The sequence below is a fragment of the Phreatobacter aquaticus genome, assembly GCF_005160265.1.
Taxonomy (GTDB): domain Bacteria; phylum Pseudomonadota; class Alphaproteobacteria; order Rhizobiales; family Phreatobacteraceae; genus Phreatobacter; species Phreatobacter aquaticus.
In genome coordinates this window covers 3,888,952-3,900,486 of the sequence record NZ_CP039865.1, presented here as the reverse complement: position 1 = coordinate 3,900,486, position 11,535 = coordinate 3,888,952, and the positions used below count along the sequence as shown (strand labels likewise).

The window sequence follows — 11,535 nt, the reverse complement described above, 5'->3', positions numbered from 1 at the left end:
ATGGTCGTCTCGGAGAAGGGCTTCCTGCGGCTCGCAGAAAATTATTCCCGAGAGCGGGCATGACATCCGGGTCGCCCTTGCCCAGTCGGTGGGTAGCAGGGTTGTTACCGATTCTTATCTGGATTGGGCCGCTTGCGATGACGCTTGTGGCCACACCCGCGATCGTCCACGGCCTGGGGCCGAATGCCTATGGCGCCTATTCGATCGTCGTAGCGATCGTCGCCTTCGCCGTCATGCCGCCTAGCCAGGCGGCAGTCGCGAAGTTCACCGCGAGCAAATCGGTCACTTTAGCGGACATGGACGGCCTGTTGCTGCGCATCCTGGCCGTGCAGATGGTGGCTGTTGCGGCAAATGTCCTGCTGGTGGGGCTGGTCGACAGGCTCGTGGGGATCAATCTGCCTTCCGACGGTGGGGCCCAGCATGTTCTGTTCCTCGCGAGCTTTGCGGTTTGGCTGATCGCGACTGCGATGATCCAGGTCTTCTCGGGAGCGTTGCAGTATCTCGGTCATTGGAGGCTTGCCGCCGGCGTTCTCCTGCTGACCGGTTGTACCTACCCGCTGGTTGGCGTGGTGCTGGTGCTGCTCGGCACCGACTGGTTGGTCGTCGTCGCCGGTCAGGCTGCTGCGGCGCTGGTGGGCTCGGTCGTGATGATGGGGTTCTATCGCAGCGTCGCGCCGTCTGGGGGCGGGCCGGTTGGCTCCCCTCCCGCGCTTCCGACGATTGCAGGCTTTCTCCTGCGCACCGGAATCGCGGCAGGCATCGGTTCGGTCATGGCCCTTGCCGAGCGGTTGTTCCTAGCGGCTCGGTTCGGACCCGAGAGCGCAGGCCGCTTTGCCGTCGCCATGTCCCTGGCGATGCTCATTCATGGCCTGATGCAGAGTGCCAATCTTAGACTTCCCCAATTGCTGTCCAGCGCGCTCAGACAAGGCGGTAGGTCCGATATGGAGGCGATATACCGATTCGCGATGCGCCTGACTCTGGCCGCGACGGCTCTTGTCATGACGCTTGTTCTTGCCCTTGGCGAACGGTTCCTGCTGCTTTGGCTCGGACAGGAGTTCGGGAGCAATGTGGTTCCACTCCTGCCCTGGCTCGCCGTTGCCATGTCTGGACTGGCTGTTGCCGTGCCCGTCTGGATGCTAGCCGATGTCGCGGGGCAGGAACGCCTGAACATCGCGCTCATGGCGGGGCTCATGCTGGCCTGGGCGATATGCGCCGCAATCCTTGTGCCGCGACAGGGGGCCGACGGCATTGCGCTGGCACGCCTATCCGTGCCGTTCTGTGTGGCAATCTACGTGGTCGCCGTCGAATTTCGCGTGTTCGGAGCCTTTGCCGGGGCGTTCTGGGCCTTGACGATGCTGCGCTGTGGTCTTGTCGCAGCAATGACATTCGCGCTCGCAACGCATTTTGCGCCGCATGGCTGGTCGGGCCTCGTGGCCACGGCCTTTGCCTCGGTGGCGGTCAATCTTGTTGCCGGTCTTCTCACAGGCTTGTTGCGACCGTTGGATTTGGAGGCGAAGCACGGATGACATACCGAACTCCGGTCAATGATCGCGCATTTGCCCTCGTCCAGCGGGTTGGCTTTCTCAAAGCGGCCTGCCGGGGGAGCTCCGTGCTGCATCTGGGCTGCACCAACTGGCCCTATCGAGAGCAGTCATCGGGCGACGAGCGTTTCGTCCATTCAGTCCTCCTGAAGGAGGCATCGGAGGTCTGGGGTGTCGATGCCGACGAGGAGGGTCTCGCCGCGCTCCGCGAACAAGGTGTCGGCCATCTCTACCGGGGCGATTTGGAGAATCTCGCCGAACTCCCCATTGATCGCACCTTTGACGTGATCGTCGCGGGCGAGGTGATCGAGCATCTGTCCAATCCCGGTCAATTCCTGTCCGGAATCAAGCGATTCATGCGGAACGACACCCGACTGGTGATCACCACAGTCAATGCCTATTGCGCCTTCCGCATGGCGATCTACGGATTGCGCGGACGCGGTGGGCACAGCGAGCCGGTGCACCCCGATCACGTTGCCTATTATTCCTACAAGACGCTTGTTCACATTGCTGGCCGTGCCGGACTGGAGCTTGATCAGTTCCTTTTCTACGATCTAGGACACGAACATCGTCCGTTCGCTCGGCGCAGCATCACCATCATCAACGACCTCGTGGTGCGCTTCATGCCACAACTGGCGGATGGCGTGATCGGCGTCTTTCGCCTGGGCCCAGGGGAGGCGGGTCAATGAGACTTGTCACGTTCGCTGTCATTGCTCTTCTCCTGTTTGCCGCCAGCCTCAACGCCGAAGCTCTCGTGGCGCTTGACCCAACGCTGCCGGGGCCATTCGTCCGTTCCGAACTCACCGTCTATGTGGGCCTGATCGCCATCGCGATCATTGTTTCGTTTGGCATCTTGTTTCGCGGCGGGCGATTTGCGGTTCCCCACCCGTTCATCCATGTGAGCTGGACCTACCTGGCGCCGATCTTCGTCGGTGGTTCACTCCTGTTCGTGGTCATGGGCATCAGCGACACGCCCCAGGAGTTCATTCAGACGCCCAGCTCCGACTATCGCCTCACGATCCTCTTCATGGCGATCGGGATTGCTGCCCTGGCGCTTGGCATGCTGGTTGGCCGGCCCCGAGCCATCGGGTTGCAGTTGGGGGCGCGCCTGCCACACTTGGTCTGGCCGAATTCCATGGCACTTGGCGCCGGTATCGCGCTGGTTCTGGTCGGGGCCGCCATCCAGTTCGTCAACTTCCAATCCGGGCTGATCGGCTATCAATTGGGCAGCACCGGTCCGTTCACCGCGCTCTTCTATTATCTCGGGCTGGTCTTCCAACTGGGGCAATTCCTCGTCTGGTTTGCCATCTTCTCGAAGTCGCGTGTCGGGCGCGCGCAATTGACTGCGGGAATGGTCTCCGTCCTGACCATGCTTCTCGTCGCCATGCTCGCCGGAAGCCGGGGGCTGCTATTCTCATGTTGGATCATCATGGTTCTGGCCTGTTTCAGTGCGCACCGACGGCCGTCGATGCGTCACCTCGTTGTTCTGGCAATCGCAGGCGTGTTGTCGATCGGGCTCGGCTTCACCCTCGGCACCCTGTTTCGCCATCTCAAGGCAGGCCTGCTCGAACAGCCCGCGCCGACGCGGACGTTGCAACAATCCAGGTCGGCTCAGAACCCGCCCACCCAATCCACCGCGCCACCATCTGCGCCGACGTTCCAGAGTGCTGAAGATTGGGCACGGTTCGCGCAGCGGCCAATGACATTGCAGGATCAGGCTGACACGTTGCGCGGAGCGGTCTCACTCGCGGGCGGCGGCCAATATCTGCCGATGGTGCTGCGTGCCTTCGCGGCGCGCACCAATACGCTCTCCCAGATCACGGTGCTCGTGTCCCGGCGTCACGAACTCATCGCGTCCATGCCGCCCTCGCTGCATTCCGGGATCCTGATCGGGATCGCAACGGCGCTGGTTCCGCGTGTCCTGTGGCCTGGCAAGCCGGTGATAGGGGACGTTGCAGCCCACGCCCGGCTGTTTTTCGATTTTGAAGGCAATTCCTTCGCTGTGACGCCAGTTGGCGACCTGCTGCTCAATTTCGGGCCGGCAGGGATTGTGCCTGGCATGATTCTGCTGGGGATGTTGATGAGCTTGCTCTACGCCACCCTCGTCGAGGCGGTCCCAGGCTCGGCAGCCCGCGCGGCCATCTACGTGGTCATGCTCACGCAATTCTCGATGGAGGGCTTCTTCTCCACCATCATACCGTCACTGCTCCGGTCCGGGTTGGTGGCGGTGATCGCTATTGCGATCACTTCGGTAGTCGTGGCCCTCGTCCAGCGACGCGGTCTCCTGCCGGGCAAATCCGCGCTCAGGCCCTGAGTGCGGATACCTGCGTCAGGATCCATCGATAGGTCTGTTCGAGCCCGGTATGCAAAGGGGCCAATGGGGTCCAGCCAAGCCGTTGGCGAATGAGGTCATTGTCCGATGTCCGGCCCCTGACACCCAGAGGTCCCGGAATGTGACGGATCTTGATCGATTTGCCGGCAATTGCTGCGATGCGCATGGCGAGTTCATTGATCGAGACCATTTCGGTCGACCCGACATTGACAGGCTCGCCCACATCCGAGCGCATGAGGCGGACCGTTCCCTCCAGGCATTCTTCGATATAGAGAAACGATCGGGTCTGCTCACCGTCTCCCCAGATCTCAATAGTGCCGCCATCGCTAATCTCGGCGACCTTCCGGCAAAGAGCCGCCGGAGCCTTTTCGCGGCCTCCTTGCCACGTTCCCTCGGGGCCAAAGATGTTGTGGTAACGTGCGATCCGCACCTTCATGCCGCGATTGCGGGCGTGGGCGAGATAAAGGCGTTCGGAGAACAGCTTTTCCCAGCCATATTCAGAATCAGGCTCCGCCGGATAGGCGGTCGCCTCGGCCGTCTTCGGATCATCCGGATTTACCTGATTGTAGGCGGGATAGATGCAAGCCGACGAGGCATAGAACACCCGACCGAAAGGCTGGGCTTTGGAACATTGCAGGACGTTGAGGTTGATCAGTGCAGAATTCGACATGATGTCGGCGTCGTTCGCGCCGGTGAAGATGTACCCGGCGCCACCCATATCGGCGGCGAGTTGATAGACCTCATCGAATGCCCCATCCATGACCTGCCGCATAAAGTCGATGTTCTGGAGGTCGCCAACCAGGAACTCGTCTGCCGCGGTTGGTGAGAATTCCGGAGTCTTCAGGTCCGCACCGCGCACTGCGAATGATTCCGACTTCAATCGCCGAACGAGATGAGACCCGACGAAACCTCCAGCGCCCATCACGAGCGCTCTTCTTCCCGACATGCTATTTCCTCACCTTTGGTGCCGATCGCTCCGCACCGCCGTAGCCCGACAAGAGTAGGCTCCTGACCTTGAAAGACAATGGCCATCGGAACAGGATCCAGCGATCAATGGGACATGTGGCCGGCTTTCTTGCGCGTCATTCGCCCCTGCCACGCGGGAGAGATCGCCTGGCCCTTTGGGCCGCTGCGCTCGGCGCTGCGCCGGAACCGATCGATTTCGTCCGGTCGGACTTCGGCCACACCCTGCAGATCGACCCAGAAGTTTTTTTCTACCGTCATGCCTATTTTACAGGAGTGTATGAGCCGGGGATCAGCCGACTCCTGCGGGCGGTGCTGCAGGCCGGTGACATCTGCGCCGACGTGGGCGCCAATATCGGTTGGCACACCCTCGCCATGGCGGCTGCCGTGGGAGAGCAGGGGCGCGTCTTCGCATTCGAGCCAGTGCCAAAGACGTTCCGACTGCTCAAGGCGAATATCGCGCGCAATGGTCTGGATGGCGTTGTCGCCGCCGAGAATCTCGCCGTGTCCAAAGGTCCCGGTCAGGCAATGGTCCATGTTCCGGGCGATGCGCCGTTGACCCATGCGTCCTTGTCAAGACCGGAGCGAGTCATCGACAGCTTTGTCGTGGCGACGGTCTCGCTGGACCACTATCTCGCCGAGCGGGGATTTAACCACGTCGATTTCATCAAGATCGATGTCGAGGGCGCGGAACAGTTGGTTCTGAGAGGTGCCCACTCGCTCCTTTCGTCATTCAATCCTCCCTCGTTGGTTGTCGAGGCCGCTGCGGCCACGTCGGAAGGCTTCGGCTATCGTCCCAACGACCTGCTCGATCAAATTGCCGCTGCGAATGCATATGCCTTCTTTATCATTCACGAGGCGACAGGGCGGTTGACGCCGCTCGCCAGGTTCCCCGAGAGCCATGTGGGGGCAAATGTCCTGGCATTGCCGGCAGCGCGCCCACAGGTCATGAATCGCCTGTTGCGGGCAAATCTGGCTGCTTAAGTAGCTAGTCTGTCGGGGTGCCTGTGAGCAATCGCACATATCCGTCGACAAGCTTCTCGTCGGACGTCAGGCGCCTCGCAACGGCATGGCAGCGCGCCCTCATGGCCGCGTGACGGTCCTCATCCATCGCGACGATATCTGCGATGGCCGCTGTCCAGGTCGCAGAATCGTCAAGTGGCAGGACGAAACCCGCGGCCTCGTCGCCCAGGAAACTCCAGGGTGTGCGGTCGCTGATCAGGGGAGGGCAGCCGGCACGCACAGCGTCCTCGATGGCGTAGCCATGGTTCTCTCCAAGTGTCGGCAGCACAAAGGCATCCGCTGCCTGATAGTGGCGCCACACATCCGCTGGCGCGACTTCGCCCAGATAGCGCGCCTGGACCCCCGGCGGCAGGGACCTGATGATCCGCTTGCAGCTCTCCCATTCGGCTGTGTCGTCGATCGGTCCGACAATCGTCAGTTCGGTTCCCTGCGGCGCATTGCGGAGGCATTGCAGGAGAAACCGCAGGTTCTTCTTCGGTGCGATCCGCGACAGGAAGAGCAGTCGGCCGTTTCCTGTGACCTTTGTCCCGCGCTGTCCAAGGGCCGGGGTCGGTCTGGTGACATAGGGTAGCAATGTCACCGTGGCTCCTGGTACTGCTCTGCGTATCGCAGCGCGTTCGATCTCCGATGCGGCCTTCCATGTCACGTTTCGGAGCAAGCCGGTGCGGGTCGCTAGGGACAACCACACGTGCTTGCGCAACGGTTTCACCGCAAGAGCCCCCGCGTCGAGTTCGCCCTCGGGGGCGATGACGAGGGGCGGCAATGCTGTGCTCGATAAACAGCGCCGGGCCAGCAGCTTTTGCGTCAGACGCGAGAACAGGCTGTTGGTAAAGATATTTGAGGCCCCCGTTTCCGCGATGGTGCGATGGAGCGATCGCAGGATCACGGCCTTGCGGGACAGGCGCAGGATCTGGATGCCATTCTCTCTGACCCATCGGTCCGAGCTGTCCACTTCGAGAGGTGCGCCGGTCAGCGCATCATGGTCCCTGGTGATCACGCGCAAGTCGACACGGTCGTGTATGGCTCCTGTCATCGCGGTGAGAGCGCGTACGGCGCCACCACGTGTTGCGGGTGGCGCGTAGTCAGTCACGATGGCGACAATCGCGCGTTTCATGGAAGCCAATCTGTCAGGGTATTCGGTCACCTAGCCAGAGAGTGGACGGAACATCAACCTGGCGAGCTTGACGTGGCATGCCGGAACTGCCTGTTTCCATCCTGGCGACTGAATTGCTGCCTGGTTGGCACACGGAAATGGTTTTGAGAATGAACAAGCTCTTGGATGGACAGAATATTCTTGTGACTGGCGGGACGGGATCGCTTGGCCAAGCTCTTGTCCGCCGCATCTTCGAAGGAGGTTATGGCGAACCGGAGCGCGTGCTTGTTTTTTCGCGTGACGAGGCCAAACAACATGACATGCGGACCGCCTTCCAACGAAAGGATCGGGCGACCGATGATCTGATTTACCGCGATCATTCGAGCAGGCTGCGCTTCCGGATCGGAGACGTCCGTAGCCAGGCGGATTTGGCGCGGGCGATTGATGGAATCGACATGATCATCCATGCCGCCGCACTGAAGCAGGTGCCTTCTTGCGAGTATTTTCCTGAACAGGCGATCGATACCAATTGCCTCGGCGCGATCAATCTCGTCGAGGCGCTGCGAAGTCGTCCCAACAAGGTTCAGGTCGTCGTCGGGCTCAGCACGGACAAGGCGTGTCAGCCGACCAACGTAATGGGAATGACCAAGGCATTGCAGGAGCGGATTCTTGTGGCCGCCAACCTTGTTTCGGAAGGGACCCGTTTCGTTGCGGTGCGCTACGGCAATATCGTTGCATCACGAGGATCGGTGATCCCACTCTTCCTCGAACAGATCCGATCTGGAAATCCGGTGACACTGACGTCGGAGAAAATGACCCGCTTCCTGATGCCCAGTTCCTCGGCCGTGGAGACAATTTTTGAGGCCATCAAGAACGCTCGCGCCGGCGAGATTGTTGTCAGGACGGCGCCGTCCGTCCGGATGACGCACGTCGTAAAGGCACTGCTGCGTGGGCGGCCGATTCCGATCCGCATTACCGGGATTCGACCCGGTGAAAAGCTGCATGAAACACTGATCACGCATGAAGAAGCTGAACGGACGGTGAGAATGGGCGAGTTCATCTTCCTTGCGCCGATGTTACCGGAGTTCTTGGATCGACGGCCGCAGACGGATTTGACACGGTTGCAGACTGAGCTCTCCTCCAATTCGGACGTTCTCGATTTTGATGAAACGGTGTCGTTGATGAAAGCTTGGCAGGTTGATCGCTGGGAAACAGAACCGGCTTAGGGGGGCTGTCGTAGTAGACGGGGTTGCCCGATGAGGTGTGGGGCGGTCCGGACGGTGTCATGCGCGATCCGCGCAACTTCCGCTAATTCATGACGTCGCCTGATATCATTCGCCTAGTGGCGATGACTGAAGTTGCCCAGCTTGTATCCAGCCTTGAGTTCGTTCTAGCGGTGGGTTTGGCATTATCGGGCGGGTTGGGCGACGGCAGCGGCTGCGTCGCGCTTCAGCGCGCTACTGCGGTGGGCGCGATGTCCCTCGCATTGGGCGAGCAGGTCAGCCTATCGTGGGACAGCCGGCTTGGAGGGCTGGGACGATTTCGATCAGGAAGGCCTTCTCTGCTAGGTTGGCAACCGCTGCGCAGGCAGCCCTAATGTTGGCTGACCTCGCGTTGTCCGGACCTTGTCTGCGCTTGGGCGGTGCATGCCCGCAACTTTCCGAGGGGCCTTGCGGCACGCGCATTCGGTCATCTCAGCGCGCGATGAGATCTTCGCGACCAATTTCTCCGCCGAACAGCGCGACACCGTTCAATCGCTGACCAGGCTGGAAACACAGATGGGCATCCTGCTGCAGGAGCGCCGGGTCGGTGCACCCCAGCCGCCCCAGCCAATCTATCCTCCCTGGTGAGCACGACCGCAGAGGACCAGCGGCGGATCTTCGTCGCGCCCGGGGTCCGCACGATGAAGGTGCTGCCGGAGCGGCGCCGGCTGGCTCTCCCTGCGGAACCGAGGCGCATTTTGCTCGACCAGCTCGGCCGGATCTCGCTGCGCTACAGCTGAACAGGCTGGCCCTCTATCTTGGTCCCCAAATTGGTCCCCGTTGGCCGATCCTGACCATTGAAATCATTGATGAAAGCGACATATTCGACCCCCGTAGGGAGTGCCAGCTACCGTTCCTGCCGCAGGTAGGGGCGAGTCGACCCTCGCTTGGGCTTAGCCAGGCGTGATCGCCCAGCAGACCTGCGGGCCAATCATCACAATCGACCCGTCTGCTCGACATTGACGCCAGTAACTTCTTTTCCAGGGCGGCCTCGCTTGCTCCCAGTCGAAGCTGGTCGCTGCGCCGCAATTGAGGTGGGGCGCCGACCGGGTTGCCGCTCCCGCGGCCGCAATCCCCCATGCCTTCTGCTGCCGGGCCCGCCGTGTGTCGCTCCGCCTGGAGAACGAGATGGAGGCCTCACCCCGCGATTCCGCATCAGCAAGGTGATTGAATCATGCGCGCGCGAGACGCGGGGCTCGCGGCTCAGCCCGTGGGGGAGGTCAGTGAGGTGGCCGGCGGGAGAACCGGCAGGCTTCCAGTCGGGACGCGGGCCGGATAAGCTTGACCGGCGTCGGGCATTTCGCCTGATTGCCCACCGTGCGGACTGAGGCCATGGGCACGCGATCGACGGACAACGAGAGCCAGATGGCCGGCGACGGGCTCGTCCGGTCGGTCGATCGAGCCATGATGCTCATAAGTCTGCTCGGCGCCGCGGGATCCGGCGCCAGTTTGGCGGAGCTTGCGACCCGGGCCGGATTGTCTGTCTCGACAACGCATAGGCTGCTCTCGACACTGGAAAGCCGTGGCTTTGTCCGGTTCGACCGGAGACTTGGCCGCTGGTCGGTCGGGCGCGCGACGTTTGCAGCAGGCAGCAATTTTGCGGGTTCGCGCGATCTCGTCGGGCTCGCACAGCCGATCATGAAGCGCCTCGGCGGCCGGCTCGGGGAGACGGTCAATCTGGGCATGATCGACGACGGCCATGTCACCTTTCTCTATCGCTTCGACGCGCGGCAGGCGCGCGCCTATGTTCCGCCCGCCGGGGCTCCAGTTCCCGTGCACGGATCGAGTATCGGCAAGGTGCTCCTGGCGGCACTGCCGGGCAGGGAGGTCGAGGACCTGCTGGCGGCCAAGCTTCACCGCCTGACACCGCACACGATTATCGATCCGCGCGCGCTGCGCGACACGTTCGGCGGCGTCCAGCGTGACGGATATGCCGTCGATGACCAGGAGAACACGCTGGGACTGCGCTGCCTGGCGGCCCCGGTGCTCGATGAATATGGCCGCCCCGTCGCGGCCCTGTCACTGGCGGCACCGATCGAGCGCCTGCAAAAGCAGCAACTTGCCGAATTCGGCCGCATGGTTGCGGGCGCGGCTGATGAACTGACCGGCCTGTGGCGCGGCGTGCCGGTCTGATCGCGACGATACTCCAATAGCCTGACCTGGCAGGGGTTTCTGGCCCTTCATCTCACGAGGTGGGATCGTCGGCGGCTTGGGCCGCAAACGGTTCCGTTCTTGCTCTGCTCCGTCCAGCCATTCACGCCGGAGGTTCCCATGTCTGAAACCCGCAAGTCCGCCGTCCTCACTGCCGGTCATCCCGCAGTCCTGTCGCGCCGCTCCATGCTCGCCGGCACGGCGGCGAGCCTCGCCTTCGCCGGTGGCGCACTCGCGCAGGCTGCCAAGAAGGCGGCCTTCCTGTTTCCCGGCAGCATCAACGACCAGAGCTGGAACGCCCAGGGCTATATCGGCGCCGAACGGCTGAAGGCGACGGGCTGGGAGATCGCCTATACCGAGAACGTGCCTGCGGCCGACATGGTCGAGGCGCTGCGCGACTATGCCAGGCGCGAGTTCCAGGTGGTGGTCGGCCATACCGGCCGCTTCCTTTCGGCCGCCCAGCGCATCGGCGAGGACTTCCCGAAGACATTGTTCGTGGTCGGCTCGGGATCGGGAGGTTCAGGGCAGAACGTCACGTCGGTCGACTACAACAACACCCAGTTTGGCTATCTGATGGGCGTGCTGGCCGCGCGGATGAGCAAGACCGGCAAGGTCGGTTCGGTCAACAGCCTCGAGGGCCTGCCCAATGTCGTCGCCCAGGTTGGCGGCTTCCGGAAGGGCGCGAAGAGCGTCAAGCCGGACATCGAGGTGCGCGTCATCTACATCAAGGGAATGGAGGACGCAGCCGAAGCGAAGGAAGCAGCCCTGTCGCTCGCCTCCGGCGGCACCGACTTCATTTCGGGCAAGTTGAATGCCGGGCAGGCCGGCATCATCCAGGCCGCCAAGGAGAAGGGCATCTTCTGCAACGGCCGCTCCTATGGCCATACCGCGATTGCGCCGGAAGCCGTGCTGACCAATATCGTTGAGAAGTGGGGCGACATGTATGTGGCGGCTGCCCAGGCGGGCGCCAGCGCCGGCGGCAAGTACATGCTCTACGGCCTCGACACGCCGGCCAGCACCGGTGCCGAGCTGAGCGTTGCCACCGGCAAGGCCTTCGCGCCGGTCGTGCCAGCCGCCGTTATCGCCGAGATCGAGGACCTCAAGAAGAAGTTCGCCTCCGGCGAGCTGAAAGTGTCGGTGACACGGGAAGATGCGCGCGGCGGGGTCTGA

The 11,535-nt window shown here is 62.2% G+C and carries 11 protein-coding genes; 9 read left to right on the top strand and 2 right to left on the bottom strand.

Translation table 11 applies throughout. The features are described from left to right. The first annotated feature begins 137 nt into the window (after positions 1-137). The 3 genes from E8L99_RS23840 (at position 138) to E8L99_RS18500 (ending at position 3,855) form a co-directional block, all read left to right on the top strand. On the top strand, positions 138-1,526 hold the full coding sequence (locus tag E8L99_RS23840) for a lipopolysaccharide biosynthesis protein (RefSeq protein ID WP_168201728.1): 1,389 nt from the start codon (positions 138-140) through the stop codon (positions 1,524-1,526). Between the two features lie 83 nt (positions 1,527-1,609). Then, positions 1,610-2,230 carry a class I SAM-dependent methyltransferase gene (locus E8L99_RS23835; protein ID WP_168201727.1) on the top strand — a complete coding sequence of 207 codons (621 nt, stop codon included), beginning with the start codon at positions 1,610-1,612 and terminating at the stop codon, positions 2,228-2,230. After that, positions 2,227-3,855 carry a hypothetical protein gene (locus E8L99_RS18500; protein ID WP_137100935.1) on the top strand — a complete coding sequence of 543 codons (1,629 nt, stop codon included), beginning with the start codon at positions 2,227-2,229 and terminating at the stop codon, positions 3,853-3,855. Before E8L99_RS23835 ends, E8L99_RS18500 begins: the two co-directional genes overlap by 4 nt. On the opposite strand, the gene E8L99_RS18495 is transcribed toward E8L99_RS18500, so the two are convergent. Continuing rightward, the gene (locus E8L99_RS18495) at positions 3,845-4,819 is read right to left on the bottom strand and encodes an NAD-dependent epimerase/dehydratase family protein (RefSeq protein WP_137100934.1); all 975 of its coding nucleotides are present in this window, start codon (positions 4,817-4,819) and stop codon (positions 3,845-3,847) included. The two genes, E8L99_RS18500 and E8L99_RS18495, sit on opposite strands and share 11 nt — an antisense overlap. Positions 4,820-4,926: 107 nt before the next feature. Between E8L99_RS18495 and E8L99_RS18490 the strand changes: the two genes are divergently transcribed. Continuing rightward, positions 4,927-5,820, top strand: coding sequence for an FkbM family methyltransferase (locus E8L99_RS18490; RefSeq protein ID WP_137100933.1), 894 nt, complete (start codon positions 4,927-4,929; stop codon positions 5,818-5,820). A 4-nt stretch (positions 5,821-5,824) separates the two neighbouring features. Here E8L99_RS18490 and E8L99_RS18485 read toward each other — a convergent pair whose 3' ends face one another. Continuing rightward, positions 5,825-6,973, bottom strand: a complete 1,149-nt coding sequence (locus tag E8L99_RS18485) for a glycosyltransferase (RefSeq protein WP_137100932.1) — start codon at positions 6,971-6,973, stop codon at positions 5,825-5,827. A 77-nt stretch (positions 6,974-7,050) separates the two neighbouring features. Between E8L99_RS18485 and E8L99_RS18480 the strand changes: the two genes are divergently transcribed. From E8L99_RS18480 to E8L99_RS18465, 5 genes are all read left to right on the top strand, one after another. Next, entirely contained in the window at positions 7,051-8,178 is a 1,128-nt protein-coding gene (locus E8L99_RS18480) for a polysaccharide biosynthesis protein (RefSeq protein WP_215907014.1), read from the top strand. Positions 8,179-8,622: 444 nt separating this feature from the next. Then, positions 8,623-8,802 (top strand): hypothetical protein, encoded by a 180-nt coding sequence (locus E8L99_RS18475; protein WP_137100931.1) that lies wholly within the window; start codon positions 8,623-8,625, stop codon positions 8,800-8,802. Next, a complete protein-coding gene (locus E8L99_RS23830) occupies positions 8,799-8,954 on the top strand; it encodes a hypothetical protein (protein WP_168201726.1) in 156 nt (51 codons plus the stop codon). The genes E8L99_RS18475 and E8L99_RS23830 overlap by 4 nt, the downstream gene beginning before the upstream one ends. A 592-nt stretch (positions 8,955-9,546) precedes the next feature. Further along, positions 9,547-10,347: an IclR family transcriptional regulator gene (locus E8L99_RS18470; protein ID WP_137100930.1), complete on the top strand. Its 801-nt coding sequence runs from the start codon at positions 9,547-9,549 to the stop codon at positions 10,345-10,347. Between the two features lie 138 nt (positions 10,348-10,485). Next, positions 10,486-11,535, top strand: coding sequence for a BMP family protein (locus tag E8L99_RS18465; protein ID WP_137100929.1), 1,050 nt, complete (start codon positions 10,486-10,488; stop codon positions 11,533-11,535).